The sequence below is a fragment of the Pseudonocardia lutea genome (assembly GCF_042658055.1).
Lineage (GTDB): Bacteria > Actinomycetota > Actinomycetes > Mycobacteriales > Pseudonocardiaceae > Pseudonocardia > Pseudonocardia lutea.
In genome coordinates, this window is sequence record NZ_JBHSQK010000071.1 from 15,594 (window position 1) to 36,091 (window position 20,498).

19 protein-coding genes are annotated in these 20,498 nt (G+C 74.6%); 12 read left to right on the top strand and 7 right to left on the bottom strand.

Annotation, left to right across the window (positions count from 1 at the left end):
• The first annotated feature begins 87 nt into the window (after nucleotides 1-87).
• Nucleotides 88-1,167, top strand: coding sequence for an alpha/beta hydrolase (locus tag ACFQH9_RS24515; protein WP_379569384.1), 1,080 nt, complete (start codon nucleotides 88-90; stop codon nucleotides 1,165-1,167).
• A gap of 54 nt (nucleotides 1,168-1,221) precedes the next feature.
• Here ACFQH9_RS24515 and ACFQH9_RS24520 read toward each other — a convergent pair whose 3' ends face one another.
• Nucleotides 1,222-2,472: a multidrug effflux MFS transporter gene (locus ACFQH9_RS24520; RefSeq protein WP_379569386.1), complete on the bottom strand. Its 1,251-nt coding sequence runs from the start codon at nucleotides 2,470-2,472 to the stop codon at nucleotides 1,222-1,224.
• Between ACFQH9_RS24520 and ACFQH9_RS24525 the strand changes: the two genes are divergently transcribed.
• A complete protein-coding gene (locus tag ACFQH9_RS24525; protein WP_379569388.1) occupies nucleotides 2,457-2,672 on the top strand; it encodes a hypothetical protein in 216 nt (71 codons plus the stop codon). The genes ACFQH9_RS24520 and ACFQH9_RS24525 overlap by 16 nt on opposite strands.
• Before the next feature lie 25 nt (nucleotides 2,673-2,697).
• Here ACFQH9_RS24525 and ACFQH9_RS24530 read toward each other — a convergent pair whose 3' ends face one another.
• Nucleotides 2,698-3,408 (bottom strand): GntR family transcriptional regulator, encoded by a 711-nt coding sequence (locus tag ACFQH9_RS24530; RefSeq protein WP_379569390.1) that lies wholly within the window; start codon nucleotides 3,406-3,408, stop codon nucleotides 2,698-2,700.
• Nucleotides 3,409-3,559: 151 nt separating this feature from the next.
• Between ACFQH9_RS24530 and manD the strand changes: the two genes are divergently transcribed.
• The 6 genes from manD to eda all read left to right on the top strand — a co-directional run bounded on the left by manD (nucleotide 3,560) and on the right by eda (nucleotide 10,330).
• The gene (manD, locus tag ACFQH9_RS24535; protein WP_379569392.1) at nucleotides 3,560-4,768 is read left to right on the top strand and encodes a D-mannonate dehydratase ManD; all 1,209 of its coding nucleotides are present in this window, start codon (nucleotides 3,560-3,562) and stop codon (nucleotides 4,766-4,768) included.
• Nucleotides 4,765-6,234, top strand: coding sequence for a mannitol dehydrogenase family protein (locus tag ACFQH9_RS24540; protein WP_379569394.1), 1,470 nt, complete (start codon nucleotides 4,765-4,767; stop codon nucleotides 6,232-6,234). Before manD ends, ACFQH9_RS24540 begins: the two co-directional genes overlap by 4 nt.
• Nucleotides 6,235-6,313: 79 nt before the next feature.
• The gene (locus ACFQH9_RS24545; protein ID WP_379569396.1) at nucleotides 6,314-7,690 is read left to right on the top strand and encodes an MFS transporter; all 1,377 of its coding nucleotides are present in this window, start codon (nucleotides 6,314-6,316) and stop codon (nucleotides 7,688-7,690) included.
• Nucleotides 7,687-8,715: an L-idonate 5-dehydrogenase gene (locus tag ACFQH9_RS24550; protein ID WP_379569398.1), complete on the top strand. Its 1,029-nt coding sequence runs from the start codon at nucleotides 7,687-7,689 to the stop codon at nucleotides 8,713-8,715. Before ACFQH9_RS24545 ends, ACFQH9_RS24550 begins: the two co-directional genes overlap by 4 nt.
• A complete protein-coding gene (locus ACFQH9_RS24555; protein WP_379569400.1) occupies nucleotides 8,712-9,680 on the top strand; it encodes a sugar kinase in 969 nt (322 codons plus the stop codon). The genes ACFQH9_RS24550 and ACFQH9_RS24555 overlap by 4 nt, the downstream gene beginning before the upstream one ends.
• Before the next feature lie 20 nt (nucleotides 9,681-9,700).
• On the top strand, nucleotides 9,701-10,330 hold the full coding sequence (gene eda / locus ACFQH9_RS24560) for a bifunctional 4-hydroxy-2-oxoglutarate aldolase/2-dehydro-3-deoxy-phosphogluconate aldolase (protein ID WP_379569402.1): 630 nt from the start codon (nucleotides 9,701-9,703) through the stop codon (nucleotides 10,328-10,330).
• Between the two features lie 35 nt (nucleotides 10,331-10,365).
• On the opposite strand, the gene xylA is transcribed toward eda, so the two are convergent.
• From xylA to ACFQH9_RS24580, 4 genes are all read right to left on the bottom strand, one after another.
• Nucleotides 10,366-11,556 (bottom strand): xylose isomerase, encoded by a 1,191-nt coding sequence (gene xylA, locus ACFQH9_RS24565; protein ID WP_379569404.1) that lies wholly within the window; start codon nucleotides 11,554-11,556, stop codon nucleotides 10,366-10,368.
• Nucleotides 11,557-11,961: 405 nt separating this feature from the next.
• Nucleotides 11,962-13,188: an ROK family transcriptional regulator gene (locus ACFQH9_RS24570; protein ID WP_379569406.1), complete on the bottom strand. Its 1,227-nt coding sequence runs from the start codon at nucleotides 13,186-13,188 to the stop codon at nucleotides 11,962-11,964.
• A 49-nt stretch (nucleotides 13,189-13,237) separates the two neighbouring features.
• Nucleotides 13,238-14,113 (bottom strand): acyl-CoA thioesterase, encoded by an 876-nt coding sequence (locus ACFQH9_RS24575; protein ID WP_379569407.1) that lies wholly within the window; start codon nucleotides 14,111-14,113, stop codon nucleotides 13,238-13,240.
• A gap of 146 nt (nucleotides 14,114-14,259) precedes the next feature.
• Nucleotides 14,260-15,621 (bottom strand): LLM class flavin-dependent oxidoreductase, encoded by a 1,362-nt coding sequence (locus ACFQH9_RS24580; protein WP_379569409.1) that lies wholly within the window; start codon nucleotides 15,619-15,621, stop codon nucleotides 14,260-14,262.
• Nucleotides 15,622-15,848: 227 nt separating this feature from the next.
• On the opposite strand from ACFQH9_RS24580, the gene ACFQH9_RS24585 reads away from it, so the two are divergent.
• Together ACFQH9_RS24585 and ACFQH9_RS24590 are read left to right on the top strand one after the other, a co-directional pair.
• Nucleotides 15,849-16,922, top strand: a complete 1,074-nt coding sequence (locus ACFQH9_RS24585; protein WP_379569411.1) for a YncE family protein — start codon at nucleotides 15,849-15,851, stop codon at nucleotides 16,920-16,922.
• Nucleotide 16,923: 1 nt separating this feature from the next.
• Nucleotides 16,924-17,745, top strand: a complete 822-nt coding sequence (locus ACFQH9_RS24590; protein ID WP_379569413.1) for a sugar phosphate isomerase/epimerase family protein — start codon at nucleotides 16,924-16,926, stop codon at nucleotides 17,743-17,745.
• A 22-nt stretch (nucleotides 17,746-17,767) separates the two neighbouring features.
• Here ACFQH9_RS24590 and ACFQH9_RS24595 read toward each other — a convergent pair whose 3' ends face one another.
• A complete protein-coding gene (locus ACFQH9_RS24595; protein WP_379569415.1) occupies nucleotides 17,768-18,484 on the bottom strand; it encodes an IclR family transcriptional regulator in 717 nt (238 codons plus the stop codon).
• 141 nt (nucleotides 18,485-18,625) lie between these two features.
• Between ACFQH9_RS24595 and ACFQH9_RS24600 the strand changes: the two genes are divergently transcribed.
• Nucleotides 18,626-19,840: a CaiB/BaiF CoA transferase family protein gene (locus ACFQH9_RS24600; RefSeq protein ID WP_379569417.1), complete on the top strand. Its 1,215-nt coding sequence runs from the start codon at nucleotides 18,626-18,628 to the stop codon at nucleotides 19,838-19,840.
• Nucleotides 19,840-20,421, top strand: coding sequence for a carboxymuconolactone decarboxylase family protein (locus ACFQH9_RS24605; RefSeq protein WP_379569419.1), 582 nt, complete (start codon nucleotides 19,840-19,842; stop codon nucleotides 20,419-20,421). The genes ACFQH9_RS24600 and ACFQH9_RS24605 overlap by 1 nt, the downstream gene beginning before the upstream one ends.
• Nucleotides 20,422-20,498: the final 77 nt, after the last annotated feature.

The following is a 20,498-nucleotide window of genomic DNA, read 5'->3' on the forward strand; positions in this document are numbered from 1 at the left end:
CTTCCCGGTGGGCGTAGCGCGGTTGACGCCGGTGCGACGGGTGGAGCACGGTGCTTCAGGAAGCCGATCTCGACGAGGAGAGCGCCCATGACGACGGACGTGCCCACCGCCCACACCGCCCCCGGCCGGCTGGGCGATCCCGCCCTCACGCTCGGGACGGACCCCCGGGCCGATCCGCGGATGGTCGCGGTCCTGGGCCGGCTCGGGCTGCTCGACCACGCCGACGGCGCCCCGCTCACGCCCGACGCGGGCCGGGAGACGCTGCTGCAGTTCGTCGACGCCGTCGAGGAGGGCTTCGAGGGGCTCTTCGCCACGCTCGCGGACGGCCTGCCGCCGATCCACGGCGTCACGTCCGAGCTGCGCACGATCACCGGCGACGGCGGCCACGAGATCGGGCTGCACGTGCACCGGCCGGAGGGCGCCGAGGGCCCGCTGCCGGTGATCTACCAGGTGCACGGCGGCGGGATGGTCATGCTGGCCGCGAAGGGCGCGCTCTACACCCGCTGGCGGGACGAGCTGGCCGCGGCCGGGGCCGTCGTCGTCGGGGTGGAGTACCGCAACGGCGGCGGCGCGCTCGGCCCGCACCCGTTCCCGGCGGGGCTGGAGGACTGCGCGACGGGGCTGCGCTGGGTCGCCGGGCACCTCGAGGAGCTCGGCGGCACCCACGTCGTGGTCACCGGCGACTCGGGCGGGGGCAACCTCGCCCTCGCCCTGCCGATCAAGGCGAAGCGGGAGGGCTGGGCGGACGCGATCGCGGGCGTCTACGCGCAGTGCCCGTACATCCTCGGCGACTGGACCGAGGCCTCGCTGCCGTCGCTCGTCGAGAACGACCGGTACTGGCTGAACCGCAGCCTGTTCCCGCTGCTCTCCGAGGTCTACGACCCGGGGGCGGGCAACGCGACCGAGGCGACCTGCTGGCCGTACCACGCGACGGAGGCCGACCTGCGCGGCCTGCCGCCGCACGTGGTCTCGTGCAACGAGCTGGACCCGTTGCGGGACGAGGGGATCGCCTACCACCGCGCGCTGCTCGCGGCCGGGGTGCCGTCCGTCGGGAAGGTCAACCTCGGGCTCTGCCACGTGGGCGAGCTGATGTTCCGCGCGGCGATGCCGGACGTCTACGCCCAGGCCGTCCGGGACGTCCTCGGCTTCGCCCGGTCGCTCGGCTGACCCCGCCGGAGGGCCGGCCCGAGCTGCGCCGGCCGGCCCTCCGCGGCGCGGGCGTCAGGCGGCGGCGCCGCGCGGGTCGCGCGCGAGGGTGGCGAGCGCCAGCACGGCCAGGCCGGAGGCGACCACCATCACGACGGCCATGACCAGCGGGCTGGACCCGACCAGCGGCGAGACGACGGCGCCCAGGCCGAACTGCAGCGCGCCGAGCAGTGCGGAGCCGGTGCCGGCGATGTCGCACACCTCCGCGGAGGCCAACGCGGCGCCGTTGCCCAGCACCAGGCCCAGGCTGGTCACGGCGAGGAACAGCACGACGAGCGCGGGCCAGCGCGGCGCCCCCGCCAGCACCACGACGAGGTAGGCCACCGCGAGGACCAGCAGCGCGGCCACGCCGACGGCCAGCAGCCGCCGCGCGCCCACCCGGCCGACGAGCCGGCCGCCGACCAGGCTCGCGACGGTGAGGCCGGCGGCGTTGACGCCGAAGGCCAGCGCGTACCACCCGGTCGACAGCCCCAGCGTCTCCTGCAGGACGAACGGCGAGCCGGAGATGTAGGCGAACATCGTCGCGAAGGCCAGCGCGAAGGCGAGCGTGTAGCCGAGGTAGCGACGCCGGCCCAGGGCCGAGCGCACGTCGCGGCCCGTGCGGCGCAGCCCGCCGCGGACCCGGCGCTCGGCGGGCAGGGTCTCGGGCACGGCACCGGCCGCGCCGAGCGCCATGAGCAGGGCGAGCAGGGCGAGGGCCAGGAAGATGCCGCGCCAGCCGACCACGCCGAGCAGGCTGCTGCCGAGCAGCGGCGCGACCACCGGGGCGATCCCGTTGATCGCCATCATCACCGAGAACAGCCGCACCGCCCGGTCGCCCGTGGTCCGGTCGGTGATCACCGCGCGGCTCAGCACGACGCCGGCCGCCCCGCCGAAGCCCTGCAGGAACCGGGCCACGACCAGCACGCCCGTCGTCGGGGCGACCGCACAGGCGACGCTCGCGACCAGGCAGAGCACGGTGCCGGCGAGCAGCAGTCGGCGCCGGCCCCAGCCGTCGGACAGCGGGCCGATCACCAGCTGGCCCGCGGCGAGCCCGACGAGGAACGCGGTCAGGGTGAGTTGGATCGCCGAGGCCGAGCTGCCCAGCTGCGCCGCGACCTCGGGCAGGGCCGGCAGGTACACGTCCGTCGCGAGCGGGGCGACGGCGGTGAGCAGGGCGAGGACGGTGATCCAGAGGCCCAGCGGGGCCCGTGCGGCGACGGCGGCGAGGCCGGACGGGCGGACCGCCGCCGGGGGAGGGTCGAGACGGGGTGGGGAGGAGGACACGGGAACTCCACGGGACGACCGATATTCGGACCAGCGACCGGGCACGCGAGCACCGCGCCCTCCTGGAGCGCGCGTGGGCCCGGACGGTCGCCGGCGCTCTCGGCGCGCTGTCCGCCGAGGAGGCCGCGGCGGTCCGGGCCGCCGTCCCCGGGCTGATGCGCCTGGCCGAGGCGCTGTCGCTGGGGGAGCGGGGGACCTGAGACGCCTGCAGGGCTCCTCGCGCTCCTACTCCCAGACGACGACGTTGCGGCGCACCGGGACCGAGCCGGACGCCGAGGCGAACAGCTCGGGGGAGCGCTCGCGGATGGCCTCGACGTCGTCGAACACCGCACGCAGGTGGGTGCGCATGGCGGCGCGCGCCCGGCCGCCGTCCCCGGACAGGACGGCCTCGAGGATCTCGACGTGCTGCTCGGCGAACCCCGAGGGTGGTGTCTCCTGCAGTCCGAGGCGGCGGGCCCGGTCCAGGTGGCCCTTCGCCGAGACGACGGTGGCCCAGGCGCGGCCGTGCCCGGCGAGCCGCAGCAGCCCGTGGTGGAAGGCCTCGTCGAGCGCGAAGAAGTCCTCGACGGTGAGGCCGGCCCGGCGCTGCTCCTCGAGATTGCGACGCAGCTCCGCGACGATCTCCTCGTCGAGCTCGGCCGGCAGGTCCTCCAGGGAGGCGAGCTCCACGGCCTCCCGCAGGAACTGCGCGTCCGCGACCCGGTCCGGGTCGACCCGGGACACGAACGAGCCCACCTGGGGGAAGACCTGCACCAGGCCCTCCTCCACCAGCAGGATCAGGCTCTCCCGCACCGGCGTGCGGCTCACCCCGAGCGAGGCCGCGAGCTCGTTCTCCGAGAGCGCGGCACCGGGCGGCAGCTCGAGGGTGAGGACCTTGCGGCGCAACGTCTCGTAGACGGCGCGACGGCTGGTCCGCCGGCTGGTCGTCCGGGTCACGCTCCCCACGATATCCCGTGCCGCGCGTCACTGATCGTTCGTCCGGTCCGGTCTTGCACACCTTCCCGACCGATGCTTGTATACAAGTACTGCGCGACCGGCCGAGGGCGAGGGTGCGCGCGGACCGGATCGTCCGAAGGAGTGGGACCTGGTGAGCAGGATCGAGCGGGCCGAGGTGTTCGTCGCCTCCCCGGGCCGGACGTTCGTGACCCTGCGGATCACGACGTCCGACGGGGTCGTCGGCCTCGGCGACGCGACGCTGAACGGCCGCGAGCTCGCCGTCGCGAGCTACCTGCGCGACCACCTCGTCCCGCTGCTGGTCGGCAAGGACCCGGCGCGTATCGAGGACATGTGGCAGTACCTCTACAAGGGGGCGTACTGGCGCCGCGGCCCGGTCACCATGACCGCGATCGCCGCCGTCGACACCGCGCTGTGGGACATCAAGGGCAAGGTCGCGGGCCTGCCCGTCTACCAGCTGCTCGGCGGCCGCTCCCGGGACGGTGTGCTGGTCTACTCGCACGCCAGCGGCCGGGACACGGCCGAGCTGCTCGACGACGTCGAGCGCTTCCTGGCGCTGGGCTACAGGGCGGTGCGCGCCCAGGCCGCGGTGCCGGAGGTCGGCGGCACCTACGGCATCCGGAAGGGCACGCTCTACGAGCCCGCCGCCACCGCGCTGCCGGACGAGCAGCCGTGGGACACCGAGGCGTACCTGAACTTCGCGCCCACCTACCTCGAGGCCGTCCGCGAGCGCTTCGGGTTCGGCTTCCACCTGCTGCACGACGTCCACCACCGGCTGACCCCGCTCGAGGCGGCCCGGTTCGGCAAGGCCGTCGAGCCCTGCCGGCTGTTCTGGATGGAGGATCCGACCCCGGCCGAGAACCAGGAGGCGTTCCGGCTGATCCGGCAGCACACGACCACGCCGATCGCAACCGGCGAGGTGCTCAACTCGATCTGGGACGTCCAGACGCTGATCACCGAGCAGCTGATCGACTACGTCCGGACCACCGTCGTGCACGCGGGCGGCGTCACGCACCTGCGCCGGATCTTCGACCTTGCCGCGCTGTACGGGGTCCGCACCGGCTCGCACGGTGCCACCGACCTCTCGCCCGTGAGCATGGCCGCGGCCGTGCACCTCGACGTCGCCGTCCCGAACTTCGGCATCCAGGAGTACATGGGCCACGCCGAGGAGACCCTCGAGGTCTTCCGGGGCGGGCCGACGCTCGCCGACGGCATGCTGCACCCGAGCGAGGTGCCCGGCCTCGGCGTCGAGTACGACGAGAAGGCCGCCGAGCGGTTCCCGTACCAGGCCCGTTACCTGCCGGTCGCGCGCCGGCTCGACGGGTCGGTGCACGACTGGTGAGCACCCTTCCCACCGGCCTGGACCGCGCTGCGCTCGCCCGGGTCCCGGCCGACGCCCGCCCGCTCGTCGAGCCCGGCGCGCTGCGGCCGCGGGTCCTGCACCTGGGGCTGGGCGCCTTCCACCGCGCCCACCAGGCCGTCTACACCGAGCGCGCCGCGGCCGCCACGGGCGAGCCGTGGGGGATCGCGGTCGTCGCGCCCCGGTCCGCGGACACCGCGGCGGCGCTGCGCGTGCAGGACTGCCTGTGGTCGGTGACCGAGCGGGGCGCGGCGGGTGGCCGGACGTACGTGGTGGGGTCGGTGGTCGACGCGCTGGCCCTGGTGCCCGACGCCGCGCGCGTCGACGCCCTGCTGGCCGATCCGGACGTCGCCGTCGTCACGCTGACGATCACGGAGAAGGGCCACCACCGGCGCCCGGACGGCTCCCTCGACACCGCCGACCCGGCGATCGCCGCCGACCTCGCGGCGGGCCCGGACGAGGCCCGGACGGTCGTGGGCCGGCTGGCCGCGGGCCTGGCCGCACGGATGCGCGCGGGCGCCGCGCCGCTCAGCGTCGTGTCCTGCGACAACATGTCCGCCAACGGGACCGCGCTGGCCGCGGTCGTGCGGGGCTTCGTCGAGGCCTCCTCGTGGCCCGACCGGGACCGCGTCCTGGACCGGATGGCCGAGGCCGTCACCTTCCCCTCGACGATCGTCGATCGGATCGTGCCGGCCACCACCGACGCCGACCGCGAGGCGGCCGCCGCGGCGCTCGGCGTCGCCGACGCGCTGCCGGTCGTGGGGGAGCCCTACCGGCAGTGGGTGCTCGAGGACCGGTTCGCCGGCCCGCGCCCGGCGTGGGAGCGCGACGGCGCCCTGCTCGTCCCGGACGTCGCGCCCTACCAGCTCACCAAGCTGCGGCTGCTCAACGGCGCCCACTCGGCGCTGGCCTACCTCGGCCTCGCGGCGGGGGCCACGACGATCGCCGACGCCATGGCGACGGGCTGGGGCGAGACCCTCGTCCGCACTCTGGCCGCCGAGGTCGCGCCGACCCTGCCCGCGGACGGCCCGGACCCGGTCGTGTACGCCGCGGACCTGGTCGAGCGCTTCCGCAACCCGGGGATCCGGCACCTGCTGCGGCAGATCGGGTCGGACGGCTCGCTCAAGGTCCCGGAGCGCTGGCTCCCGGTCCTGCGCGAGCGACTCCGGGGGACCGGCGAGAGCCCCGTGCTGGAGCTGGCCCTGGCCGGGTGGGTGCACGCCACCCGCCCGGGTCCCGGCGGCGGTCAGCTCTTCGGCACCACCGACCCGGCCGCCGAGGCCCTCGCCGCCCGCTGGCACGGTGCCGGTTCCCCCGCCCGCCTCGAGGCGACCGTCCGGGGACTGCTCGACGCGATCGGCGCCCCCGACCTCGCGGCGACGGACGGCCTGGTCCGCGCCGTCGCCACCCGACTGCCGGCCCTCGCCGCGGGGCGCGTCGAACTCTGACGCGCCGCGGCCGAGCCGGCCCCGCACCCCTGATCGAAGCCCTGCCCCACCCGGCGGTCACTGAGCAACGGAGTTCACGATGACGGACAGCACGACGGACAGCACCAGGACGGAGCCCCCCGGCGTGGCCACCCGGACGACGCGCGACCTCACGAGGGCCGCGGTGTCCGGGTGGCTGGGCACCGCCATGGAGTTCATGGACTTCCAGCTCTACTCGCTGGCGGCCGCGATCGTGTTCAACAAGGTCTTCTTCCCGGACGTGAGCCCGGCGATCGGCCTGATCGCCGCGATGGCGACCTACGGCGTGGGCTACGTGGCCCGCCTCGCCGGCGCGATCTACTTCGGGCGGATGGGCGACCGGATCGGCCGCAAGAAGGTCCTCTTCCGCACCATCCTGCTGATGGGCGTCTCGACGACCCTGATCGGCGCGCTGCCCACCTACGGGACCATCGGCATCCTCGCCCCGATCCTGCTCGTCGCGTTGCGGCTGCTGCAGGGCTTCGGCGCCGGCGCCGAGATCGCGGGCGCCACGGTGATGCTCGCCGAGTACGCCCCGGTGCGGCGCCGCGGCGTCATCGCCTCGCTGACCTCGCTCGGCACCAACTCCGGCACCCTGGCCGCCTCCGGGCTCTGGGCGATCCTGCTCGCCGTGCTCAGCGACGAGCAGCTGCTGGCCTGGGGCTGGCGGATCCCGTTCCTGCTCAGCTTCGCGCTGATGGTCTTCGCGGTGTGGCTGCGCCGGAACCTCAAGGAGAGCCCGGTCTTCGAGGAGCGCGCCGACGTCGTCGACGGCGTCGCCCTGTCGAAGAGCGAGGCGTCCCGCGAGGGCGTGCTGGAGGCCGGCCTCAAGCAGCGCAAGGGCAAGGCGTTCTTCCTCGCCCTGGGCCTGCGCTTCGGCCAGGCCGGCAACTCCGGTCTCGTGCAGACCTTCCTGGTCGGCTACCTCGCCACCACGCTGCTGGTCGACCGGTCCATCCCCACGGACGCCATCGTCTACGGCTCGCTGATCGGCTTCGCCACGGTGCCGCTGGTCGGTCTGCTCGGCGACAAGGTCGGGCGCCGGCCGGTCTACCTCGGCCTCACCGTCGCGACGATCGTCGTCGCCTTCCCGGCGATGCTGCTGATCGCGAGCGGCAGCACCGTCGCGATCACGCTCGGCATGATCCTCGCGCTGAACATCGGCGTGCTGGGGCTGTTCTCGATGGAGAGCGTGACCATGGCCGAGCTGTTCGGCGCCCGCACCCGGTTCACCCAGCTCGCGCTGGCCAAGGAGATCGGCGGCATCCTCGCCACGGCCGTCGGCCCGGTGCTCGCGGCCACCCTCACCGCCGTCACCGGCAGCTGGTGGCCGATCGCCGCGATGCTCGTCGTCTACTCGGCGATCACCCTCGTCGCGACGCTGCTCGCGCCCGAGACCCGCGGCCGCGACCTCGTGGAGCTGGAGGACGCCGCATGAGGGCCGTGGTCGTCCACGGGCCCGGCGACCTGCGGGTCGACGAACGCCCGGACCCGATGCCCGGCGCGGGCGAGGTCCTCGTCGCGATGGAGTGGGGCGGGATCTGCGGGTCCGACGTCGCCTACTGGAAGAACGGCGCCTCCGGCACCGCGACCCTGCGCCACCCGCTGGTGCTCGGGCACGAGGTGGCCGGGCGGATCGCGGGCCTCGGCGCCGGGGTCTCCGGCCTCGAGGTCGGCACGCCGGTCACGGTGCACCCCGCCGAGCCGGTCGGGGACCCGCGGATGCCCGAGCGCCTGGCCGGCCGGACGAACCTGCACCCGTGCGTCCGGTACTTCGGCTCCGCGGCCTTCGACCCGCACACCGACGGCGGCTTCAGCGGCCTGCGGACCGTGCGGGCCGACCAGATCCGGGTGCTGCCCGAGGGCGTCGACACCGCGAGCGGCGCGCTGGCCGAACCGCTCGGGGTCGCCCTGCACGCCGTGTCGCGGGCCGGCGACCTGCGCGGGCGGACCGTGCTGGTCAACGGCGCGGGTCCGATCGGCGCGCTCGTCGTCGCGGCCGCGAAGCACGCCGGGGCCGCCACGGTGATCGCCTCCGACATCGCGGAGCGGTCGCTGGCGGTGGCCCGGGCGATGGGCGCCGACGAGACCGTCGACGTCTCCACCGCGACCCTGCCCGAGGACGTCGAGATCGTGTTCGAGGCCTCCGGCGCGCCGGCCGCGCTCGGGTCCGTCCTGCGGGCCACCGCCCGCGGCGGCACCCTCGTCCAGGTCGGCAACCTGCCCGGTGCGGCGGTCTCCGCCGCGCTCGGCGACCTGGTCACCCGCGAGATCACCTGGATCGGCTCGTACCGGTTCGTCGAGGAGATCTCCGACGCGCTGCGGGCCATGGCCGCGGGGCTGGTCGTCGCCCCCGTCGTCAGCCACCGGTTCGGGATCGACGACGCGGCCGAGGCGCTCGCCGTCGCGGCCGCCCCGGGCAGCAGCAAGGTCCTGCTGCGGCTGGACGGGCAGGCGGCGTGAGCGGCGTCGTCACCCTCGGCGAGACCATGGCCCTGCTCACCCCGCAGGGCCGGCTGGTGGCCGGCTCCGCGACGACCGTGGGCATCGGCGGGGCGGAGTCCAACGTCGCCATCGGCCTGGCCCGGCTCGGCGTCGAGGCGACGTGGATCAGCCGGGTCGGTGACGACGACCTGGGCCGCGCCGTGGTCCGCGAGATCCGGGCGGAGGGGGTGCGGGTGCTCGCCGACACCGACCCGGAGGCCCCGACCGGGATGATGCTCAAGGAGCTGCGGGGCGGACGGCCGCACCGGGTGCGGTACTACCGCAGCGGTAGCGCCGCCTCGCGGCTCGCGCCCGCGCACGTCGACGCCGTCGCGGACGAGATCGCCGCCGCCCGGTTGCTGCACCTGACCGGCATCACCCCGGCCCTCGGCGCCGGGCCGCGGGCCGCGGTCGCCCGGGCGGTGGAGACCGCGCACGCGGCGGGCGTGCCCGTCTCGCTCGACGTCAACCACCGCCGCACGCTCTGGTCCGACGCCGAGGCCCGTGCGGTTCTCGCCGACCTCGTCGCCGGCTGTGACCTGGTCTTCGCCGGCCCCGAGGAGGCGGAGCTGGTCCTGGGGCTGGACCCGGCACCGGTCGACGCCGAGGTCGGCGCCGACCTCGCCGCGCGCCTCGCCAAGCTCGGGCCCGCCACCGCCGTCGTCAAGCTCGGCCCGCTCGGGGCCGTCGCGGTCGCCGACGGCACGCGGGTCCACGTCCCGACCCGGCCGGTCGAGGTGGTCGACGCCGACCGCGCCGGCGACGCCTTCGTCGCCGGCTGTCTCGCCGAGCTCGTCGAGGGCCGGCCGGTCGAGGCCGCCCTCGCGCTGGGCAACGCCGCCGGCGGCGCGGTCTGCCTGGTCCCCGGGGACTGGGAGGGGCTGCCCACCCGCGCCGAACTCGCCGCCCGGCAGGCCGACCCGCCTGCCGACGTCGTCCGTTGACCACCACTCCAGGAGTGCCCGTGACCCTGCTCGCCCGCTGCCCGGTCCTCCCCGTCGTCGTGCTCGACGACCCGGGGCAGGCGCTGCCGCTCGGCGAGGCCCTGCTCGCCGGGGGTGTCGACGTCGTCGAGATCACCCTGCGGACCGCGGCGGGCCTCGCCGGGATCCGCGCCCTGACCGCCCTGCCCGAGATGTACGTCGGCGCAGGGTCGGTGCTGGTCCCGCGGCACGTCGACGAGGTCGTGGACGCCGGAGCCCGGTTCGTCGTGAGCCCCGGGCTGTCCGCCTCCGTGCTGGACCGCGCCGCCGCGCTCGGCGTGCCCGCGCTGCCCGGGGTCTCCGGCGCGTCGGACCTCATGGCCGCGGCGGAGCGCGGGATCGGCGCGGTGAAGTTCTTCCCGGCGAACCTGCTCGGCGGGCCCGCCGGGATCCGCGCGCTGGCCGCGCCCTTCCCGGGCATGTCCTTCCTGCCCTCCGGCGGGGTCAAGCCGGAGAACATGGCGGACTACCTCGCCCTGCCGAGCGTCCCGGCCGTCAGCGGCAGCTGGATGGTCGACCCGGAGCTGCTCGCCGCCGGCCGGTGGGACGAGGTCACCGGCCGCGCCGCCGACGCCGTGCGGCGGGCGCGCGGTGCGGTGCCGGTCGGCTGATCAGCGCCGATCGGGCCGATCAGGGGCTGGACGGATCAGCGGGCGCCCATGAGGTGCTCGACGGCGAGCTGGTGCAGCCGGACGAACCCGTACCCGCGCCGCCCGGCGGCGTCGGCGTCGAAGTCCTCGAACGACGCGCGGTCGGCCAGCAGTTCGGCGTACCCCTCGCCCGGGGCGAGGGTCGGCGTCGACAGCTCGGGGACCCCGGCCGTCGCCAGCGCCTCCTGCACCTCGGGGTCGGCGCGGAAGGCCGCGGCCCGCTCCTTGAGCAGCAGGTAGGCCCGCATGTTGGCGGCCGCGGAGTCCCAGACGCCGGTGTAGCTCTCGGTCCGCGAGGGCTTGTAGTCGAAGTGCCGGGGGCCGTCGTAGGCCGGTCCGCCGCCGGGGCCGCCGTGCTCCAGCAGGTCGACCAGGGCGAACGCGTTGAGCAGGTCCCCGTGGCCGAAGACCAGGTCCTGGTCGTACTTGATGCCCCGCTGGCCGTTGAGGTCGAGGTGGAAGAGCTTGCCCGCCCACAGCGCCTGCGCGATGCCGTGGACGTAGTTCAGCCCGGCCATCTGCTCGTGGCCGACCTCGGGGTTCACGCCGACCAGTTCCGGGTGCGCGAGCTTCTCGATGAAGGCCAGCGCGTGCCCGACCGTCGGCAGCAGGATGTCGCCGCGCGGCTCGTTCGGCTTGGGCTCGAGCGCGAACCGGATGTCGTGGCCGCGGTCGAGGACGAAGCCGCACAGCAGGTCCATCGCCTCGCGGTAGCGGTCGAGCGCGGCGGCGACGTCCTTGGCCGAGTCGTACTCCGAGCCCTCGCGCCCGCCCCACAGCACGAAGGTCCGCGCGCCGAGCTCGGCGGCGAGCTCGATGTTGCGCAGCACCTTGCGCAGCGCGAACCGGCGCACCGAGCGGTCGTTGCTGGTGAACCCGCCGTCCTTGAACACGGGATGGGTGAACAGGTTCGTCGTGACCATCGGGACGACCATGCCGGTGGCGTCGAGCGCCTCGCGCAGCCGCGTGACCTGCTTGTCCCGCGTGCCCGCGTCGGGGCCGAAGCCGAACAGGTCGTCGTCGTGGAAGGTCAGGCCCCAGGCGCCCAGCGCGGCCAGCCGCTCCACCGCCTCGACGACGTCGAGGGCGGGGCGGGTCGCCTCGCCGAACGGGTCCCGGCCCTGCCACCCGACGGTCCAGAGGCCGAAGGAGAAGCGGTCGGCCTGGGACGGCGTCGGTGCGGTCATCGGGCGCTCCTTCATTAGTCCAGATCGCGAACTAAAGAAGGACGCTAGACCCTGTGGTGGAGGCAGGGCAAGGGGTCGCGCGTCCGCGAGTCGCGCTCTGTGCTCCCGCGAGTCACGCTCTGTGCTCCCGCGAGTCGCGCTGCGGGCCTGACCGGTGGGAGGTGCGGACACGCTGACCCGAAGATCGCGCCGAGCGTGACACCTCGGTCGCCGACACGACCGCACCGTCACCCTCGCGCCGACCGCACCGTCACCCTCGCGCCGACCGCACCGTCACCCTCGCNGCCGCACCGCGTCACCCCGGTGAAGATCACGCCGAGGGGGACGGGAGGGTCGTCGACACGACCACACCGTCACGCTCGCTTCGATCATCCGCATACCGACGAGCACGGCGGGATGCGCAGATCAGGCGGGCATGATCCGGACCGGGTCGGCGAGCACCGCGTCGACGACGCCGAGCGCGGCGCCGAGGACGGCCGCGTCGGGCCCGAGCGCGGAGGTGGTGACCGGGGGAGAGGTGCCGCGCAGTGCCCCGACCTGTGCGGCGAGGGCGGCTTCGAGCCGCGGGACCAGGACCGGGCCGAGGGCGGCGAGCGTCCCGCCGAGCACGATCAGCCCGGGCGCGAGCAGGTGCACCGCGGCGGTGAGGGCGAGTGCGAGCCCCGCTGCGGCCTCGTCGACGGCGGCGCGGGCGGCGTCGGCGGCCGCGTCGCCGCCGGGCCGGTCCAGGGCGTCGAGCAGCGGCGCGAGGCCGCCGTCGGGGTCGAGGCCGGCGGCGCGGAGCAGGGCGGGCAGCCCGGCGACCGTCTCCAGGCAGCCCCGCCCGCCGCAGGCGCAGGGTGCCCCGCCGGGTACGACGACCACGTGCCCCAGCTCGCCGGCGAACCCGTCGGCGCCGCTGTACAGCCCGGACCCGACGACCAGCCCCGCGCCGATGCCCACCTCGCCCGTGACCACGAGGAAGGAGGGGTGCACGCGCCCGGCGCCGAGCCGCAGCTCACCCAGCGCGGCGAGGTTGGCCTCGTTGTCCACCCCCATCGGCAGCCCCGTCCGCGGCGGGAGGTCGGCGAGGTACGGGTCGAGCGGGACGTCCCGCCAGCCCAGGTTCGGCGCGGCGACGACACAGCGGCGGTCGGCGGCGGCGTGGTCGAGCAGGCCCGGGATCGCGAGCCCGGCGCCGACGAGGGTGAGCCCCGCGGCCTCCGCCCGCCGCTCGGCCGCCTCGGCCAACGCCGCCAGCTCGCCGAACACCGCGGCGGGCGGACGTCGGTTGCTGCCCACTCGCTCCAGCCGCACCCGGGTGCGCCCGCGCAGGTCGACGACCGCCACGGCGAGCCGCCGCGCCCCGATCTCGCAGCCGAGCCCGGCGACGTACCCGTCGTCGAGTGCCAGGCCGATGCCCGGCCGGCCGCGCTCGCCCTCGCCGGTGCGGCCCTCGGCCACCAGCAGGCGCGCCGCCACCAGCTCGCCGACCAGGGACGACACCGTGGACTTGGTCAACCCGGTCGCCACCGCGAGCCCGGCCCGGCTGACCGTGCCCCGCCTCGCCACCTCGCCCAGCACCACGCCCAGGTTGTGGTCGCGCATGCTGCGGTGCCGCATGGCGGGCGCGACGGCCGGGCGGTCGGTCATGGGCGCATCCTGCCCTGTCCCGGCGCGGTGCGGGACCGCCCTGCCCGCGTCAGCCGGCGCGGCGCCGGACCATCGCCTCCTGCGCCACGGTGGCGACGAGCCGACCCGACCGCTCGAAGAACCGCCCGTGACAGAGGGCGCGGCCGTCCGCCGCCCAGCTGCTCTCCTGCTCGTAGCAGAGCCACTCGTCGGCGCGGACGGCGCCGTGGAACCAGACGGCGTGGTCGAGGCTGGCCGCGGTGACCTCCGGGGCCCCGAACATCGTCGCGTGCGGGGCCAGCGCCGTGGAGAGCAGCATCATGTCCGAGGCGTACGCGACCACGCAGTGGTGGAGCAGCGGGTCGGCGGGGAGGGGCTCGCGGGCGCGCACCCAGAAGCGGTGGTGCGGCGGGGCCGGCTCTCCGCGGTGGGCGGCGGAGCGCGGCGGCTCGCCCTCGAAGCGGAGGTCGACCGGGTGCAGCCGGGCGAGGCGGGTCCACCAGCGGCGCACCGTCTCGTCGGCCTCGGCGACCTGCTCCAACGGCGTCGGGAGGTCCGCCGGGTCGGTCGCGGCGGCGCCCAGCCGGGGCACCTGGTGCGCCCAGCCCTCCTGCGGCACCTCGAAGGAGGCGGTGAGCAGGAAGATCTCCTTGCCGTGCTGCTCGGAGACGACCTGCCGGAGGCTGACGGTGGCCCCGTCGCGCACGGGCGTGACCTGGAAGCGGGTGGGCGCGGCGGCGTCGGCGGGGCGCAGGAAGTGGCCGTGGATCGAGTGGACCGGGCGGCCGGACCCCACGGACGACCCGGCGGCCCGCAGCGCGCGGCCGACGACGACGCCGCCGAAGCCCCGCTCGATCAGCCCCTGCTGGCCGGGCGCCTCGTAGCGGTGCGGACCGGTGGGACGGACGCCCAGCAGGCCCTCGACGGTCGGCGGGTCGACCGGCACGGGCACTCCTGACACGTCGAGGTGCGCCGACGTGCTCCGGGAGCCGGGCAGCGGTGCACCGATTTCGGGTCGTTCCAGTCTGCGGGCCCGGGCCGCCGCGCCTCCAGGGGATCTTCCCGTGGTCCGGCTCACAACCGCCGAGCCCTTCAGCGGCGGAAGGTGCCCGCGAGGTGCGTCTCCGGGATCCGGTCGGTGCCGAAGAGTTTCTCCCGGAAGGTCCCGGGGGCGTACTCCGTCTTGTAGCGGCCCCGGTCCTGCAGGATCGGGATGACCATGTCGATGACGTTCTCGAACGTCTCGTGCGCCACGATCCGGGCCACGTTGAAGCCGTCGAGGTCGGTCTCGTCCATCCAGCGGATCAGCTCGTCCGCGATCTGTTCCGGGCTGCCGACCAGCGCCATGTTGGTGCCGCAGAGCGCCTTCTCCTCCAGCACCTGGCGTAGCGTCCACTTGTTGCCCCGGGTGAACATCTCCAGGGCCGAGCGATTGGCGTCGTTCTCCTCGTACTCGATGGGCTGGTCCACCGGGTAGTTCGAGAGGTCGATGCCCATGATCCCGGACATCGTGGCGATGAGTCCCTCGAAGCTCGTGTACTGCAGGTAGTCGTTGTACCGGGCGCGGGCGAGCTCCTCGGTCTCGTCCACGAAGATCGACACCCCGGCGAAGAACTTTGCCGACTCCCGCGAGCGGCCGACGGCCTCCAGCTCCTTGGTCATCGTCGCGATCTTGTCCCGGACGATCTCCGTGGTGGTGCCGTTGAGGTAGATGCCCTCGGCGTGGGTGCCCGCGAAGCGGCGGCCGCGCTCGGACCCGCCCGCCTGGAACAGCACCGGGGTGCGCTGCGGGGAGGGCTCCACCGCGTGCACGGCGCGGAAGCGGTGGAACTCGCCCTCGAAGACGATCTCCTCGACCTTGGACGGGTCGGCGTAGATGCGGGTCGTCTTGTCCTTGACCAGTGATCCGTCCGCCCAGCTCTGCTCCCACAGCCGGTAGACGGCCTCGCAGAACTCGTCCGCCATGTCGTAGCGCTTGTCGTGGGCGATCAGCCCGTCCAGGCCCATCGCCCGGGCGCCGCTGGCCAGGTAGCTGGTGACGATGTTCCAACCGAGCCGGCCCTCGAGCAGGTGGTCCAGCGTCGAGATCCGGCGGGCGAACTGGTACGGCTGCTCGTAGGTGCAGCTGCCGGTCATGGTGAAGCAGAGGTTCTCGGTCACCGCGGCCATCGCGGGGAGCAGGACCGCCGGGTCGACGCTGGGGGACTGGCAGCCGTTCCGCAGGGCGCCGTCCTTGCTGCCCTCGTAGACGTCGGGCATGCCGTAGACGTCCGCGATGAAGAGGTTGTCGAACAGGCCGCGCTCGAGCAGCTGCGCGTACTCCGCCCAGTACCGGATCGAGGTGTAGTCCACGGCCTTGTCCCGCGGGTGCGCCCAGAGCCCGAAGGACTGGAAGCTCGGGTTGCCCTGTTCCAGGGCGTTGAAGCGGATCTGCTTGGGCTGGCTTCCGGGCACGCCTGTTCCTCCTCGAGGCCGTTCTCGGTGCCGGCCTGTCGCTCAACCTCGATCATGGACCGCTGCGTGAGCGTAACAACCATCACGTGAGATCTGAAGGTGGTTCGGGTCTGGACGTCGCAGGGCCGGGGGTGAATGATCGGGCGCGCACCGCCGCCCGACGGATCGAGGACGACCGCCATGTTCGTGTGCCCGCCGACCGCCCACCACCCGATCGGGGCGGCGCGATGACCGCAGGGGACGTGCTGCTGGTGGCCAGCCAGTTCGGGCAGAAGCTGGACTTCTTCGACGCGACCACGTTGGAGAAGCTCGACACGGTGCCGGACCTGATCGCACAGCCGCACGAGATGGCGTGGGACGGCGGGCGCCGGCTCGCCTACCTCGCGCACACCTACCGCGCGGGGGCCTACGGCGAGGGCAAGCCGAAGGCGCACGAGATCAGCGTGATCGACGCCGACGCCCGGAAGGTCGTCGACGTGATCGACGTCGGTCCCTACCAGGCGCCGCACGACGTGGAGTACGACCCCGCCGCCGACCTGATCTACACCGGGGTGGAGGCGGGCGACGGGCGCAACGGGATCGTGGTGGTCGACGCGGCCACCCGGCAGGTGGTCGGGAACATCCCGCTCGAGGCGCCCAATGCGCACTGGATGTGTCTGACGCCCGACGGCACCAAGGCCTACGTGGCCCACAAGGAGGCGCCGGTGCTGTCGGTCGTCGACCTCCGGGCGCGCCGGCAGATCGGCACGATCGCCGCCCCGTCCGGCGCGGAGGAGATCGACTGCGCGCCTGACGGGCGGTTCGTGTTCGCCGCCACGCCGATGATGAGCCTGGTCGTCGACGTGGCACAGGGGCAGCTGAACAAGGCGGTCCCGCCGCCCGGCACGCCCGTGCCCGGGCTGGTGAAGATCGACGTCGTCACGGACGCGGTCGTCGGCCGGCTGGAGTTCGACGAATACCTGTCCGCCCTGCGGGTCGCGCCCGACGGGCGGGTCCTGGTCACCGAGTTCCGCTTCCCCGAGCCGGGCGCGGCACCCGGCGGGTCGGTCCGCGGCCGGGTGCACGTCGTCGATCCGGAGCGGCTGGAGGTGCTGGCCTCGATCGAGGTCGACGAACTGCCCTTCACCACCCGCTTCTCCGCCGACGGACGCACCGCCTTCACGGCGAACCTCAAGACCGGCTCCGTGAGCGTGATCGATCTCGGCACCTACGAGGTCACCGCCACGTTGGACAACAACATCGGCCCGGGGTTCGGCGGGTCGCACGGCATGTGCCTGGTCCCCGCCCGGCGGGAGGGCTGACGTGGGCCTCCTCGACCGCACGGACCTCGTCGCCAGCTACTACACGCTCACCGGGGCGCACCTCAGCCTGCCGCCCCGCCACTCCCTGGCCGCCCGGGCGGAGGCCGCGGCGGCCGCCGGCTTCACCGGGCTCGCGCTCGCGCCGGCCGAGGCGGCGGCGGGGATCCCGGCCGTCGTCGGGGCGACGGGCGGTCTCGCCGTTCCCGAGCTCGAGCCGCTGCGGGGCTGGGACTCCGGCGGGCGCGGCGACGAGGAGGCGGTGTTCGCGCTCGCGGACGCCCTCGACGCCCGGCAGGTCACCACGATCCAGGTGGTCGAGGATGGTCCGGCGGACCTGCTCGCCGAGCGGTTCGCCGGGCTCTGCGCCCGCGCCGCCGAGCACGGGCTGACCGTCGGGTTCGAGGCCCGGGCGAACTCGCCGGTCTCGACACCGGCCGAGGCGGCTGCGCTCGTGCGGGCCGCCGGCGCGCCGAACGCCGGGATCGTGCTCGACGCCTACCACGTCCACCGCGCCGGGGTGACCCTCGCGGACCTGACGCCGGTGGCCGGCCTGGTGGTCTCGCTGCAGCTCAACGACATGCTCGCGGAACCGCGGCCGGACCCGGCCGAGGACGCGCTGGAGTTCCGGCTGGTCCCGGGCGAGGGGGCGATCGACCTACCGGCGTGGCTGGCGGGGCTCGCCGGCCTGGGGATCGACGTGCCGATCGCCGTTGAAGCACTGTCCCGCGAGCACAACGCCCGGCCGCTCGAGGAAGCCGCCGCCCGCGCGGCCGAGGGCGCCCGGCGCACCCTGGCCGCGGCGCGGGAGCTCGCGGCCCGCTGACCGGATCGGCCCGATGGCCGGATCAGCCCGGCCCGCGCACCCAGGGCGCGATCCGACGGGCCGCGTCCTCGAGGTCCGGCAGGCACTTCTCCACGATCTCCGGCGACATCCGGGTGGTCGGCCCGGACAGCGTGAGGGCCGCGACCACCGCCCCGCCGGACCGTACGGGGACCGCGACGCCGGTCACCCCGGAGATCAGCCCGTCCGCCTGGACGGCCCAGCCCCGCTCGGCGGTCTCGCGCAGCCGGGCCAGCAGGTCCACCCGCGAACCGGCGGCGTCGCGGGCCCGGTCGATCAGGGCCGTCTGCTCCGCGGCGCTCAGCTCGGCCATCAGCACGTCGCCGGTGGCCGTGCCGACCAGCGGCATCGTGTCACCCACCGGCACGACCCGGCGCAGCTCGTGCCGGCTGTCGACGGAGGCGATGCAGACGCGGGTGTCGTCCCGCCGCACGTTCAGCGACGCCGTCTCGCCGGTCCGGTCCCGCAGCTCGGCGAGCACGCGATGGACGGTGGCCATGGGGTCGCCACCCGCCCGTGCGTCCCGGACCAGCCGGAACACCCGCGGGCCCAGGACGTAGGAGCCGTCGTCCAGCCGGTCGAGCATCTGCTCCTCGGCCAGCTCGCGCATGATCCGCGAGACGGTGGACAGCGACAACCCGATCTCGGTGCTGACCCGGCCCGCGGTGGCCGGCCCGCGGGCGGTGGCCACGCCCTCGAGGATCGCGACCACGCGTTGCATCGACCGCACCCGGACTCCCTCCTGACGGCGCGAGCCTACTGGCCCGCACGGGCTTGACGCGCTCCGGCGGCGTTCCTACGGTTGTGCCAACCAGCAAGAGTAGCTCTCACTGTGTGAGTGTGAGAGCGGACGGGAGACCAGGTGGCGCCTCGCGCACTGGACGGCGTGACCGTCGTCGACCTGACGCAGATCGTGAGCGGGGCCGTCACCAGCATGATGCTGGCCGACTTCGGCGCGGACGTGATCAAAATCGAGCCGGTCGGCGGGGAGACCTACCGCAAGGCGGGCTACGAGCTGCACGGTCCCGGCGGCTCGACCAACCTGAACATCCTGCGCTTCACCCGCGGCAAGAAGAGCGTCGAGCTGGACCTCAAGTCCGAGCGCGGCGCGCAGATCCTCGCCGACCTCGTGGTCCAGGCGGACGTGCTGGTCGAGAACTTCCGCCCCGGCGTGCTGGCCCGGCTCGGCTTCGGCTGGGAGCGGCTGCACGCGCTGAACCCGCGCCTGGTCTACACGTCGATCAGCGGGTTCGGGCACGACGACGTGCTGCCCAGCCCGTACCGCGACCTGCCGGCCTACGCGATCATCGCCGAGGCGATGGCCGGCCTGACCCACCTGGCGGGGGAGAAGGACCGCCCTCCGGCGTGGATGGGCTTCGCGATGTCGGACATCTTCTCCGGCACCTGCGCCTTCGCCGGCACCCTCGTCGCGCTGCGCGACCGCGACCGCACCGGGGAGGGCACCCGGGTCGACATCGGCATGTTCGACGCGTCGCTGCTGATGAACGACCTGCCCATGGCCTACAAGGAGCACGTCGGCGAGGCGATGGGGCGCGGGCAGTACGCCTTGCAGTCGCCCTGGGGCCCGTTCGCGACGAGCGACGGGTACGTGATCATCGCCGTGCTCAACGGCCGCGAGTGGGCGGCGCTCTGCGAGTGCATCGGGCGGCCCGACCTCGCCGGGCACCCCGAGCTCACCACCGGTCACCAGCGGTCGAAGGCGCACGAGCGGCTCGTCCGGCCGGCGGTGGAGGAGTGGGCCCGAGCCCGCACAAGGGCCGAGGCGGTGGCGGACCTGCAGGGGCACCGGGTCCCCTCCGCGCCGGTCAACACGACGGACGACCTGCTCGACGATCCGCAGGTCGCCGCCCGGCAGATGCGCCAGGAGACCGCGAACCGGGAGCTCGGCACCATCCGCACGGTCGGCAACCCGATCAAGGTGGCGAGCTCGCTCGTCGGACAGGAGCCGGCGGCGCTGCCCGGGCTGGGCGAGCACACCGACGAGGTGCTGCGCGACCGGCTCGGGCTCGACGACGCGGCCATCGCCGCGTTGCGCGAGGCGAAGGTGGTGGGCTGATGCCGTTCCCGCACGCCGCCGACCCGCGCGTCGCCCCGGTCGGGGACCCGGAGCCCGAGGTCGCGGAGATGCTGGCCAAGACCCTCGGCGACGACCGGGGCGTGCCCTTGGCGATCTTCCGGACGATGGCCCGGCACCCGCGGATGATGAAGCGGTTCAACGTGCTCGGCGGGTTCTTCCTCACCCGGGGCGACCTGCCCGCGCGGGAGCGCGAGCTCGTGGTCCTGCGCGTGGCCTGGCGCAGCGGCTGCGAGTACGAATGGGCGCAGCACGTCCTGATCGGCCGGCGGGCCGGGTTGGCCGACGAGGAGATCGTCCGGGTCACGGATCCCGACGCGCCGTGGCCGCCCGCCGACGCGGTGCTCCTGCGGGCCGCCGACGAGGTGCTGGACCACACCGACCTCTCCGACGCGACCTGGGCCGAGCTGGCCGGCCGGTTCACCGAGACCCAGCTCGTGGAGCTGGTCGTGCTCGTCGGCTTCTACCGGATGGCGGCCGGGTTCCTGAACGCGGCGGGCGTGCAGAAGGAGGAGGACCTGCCGGGCTGGCCGACGGGATTCCGGCCGGGCGACGGGACCTGAAGCCGCCGTCACCGGCAACCGTGCAACCGGGGCCACGACCTCGGCGCCACCGGGCTCGCGCCGCTCGCCGAGCTCGG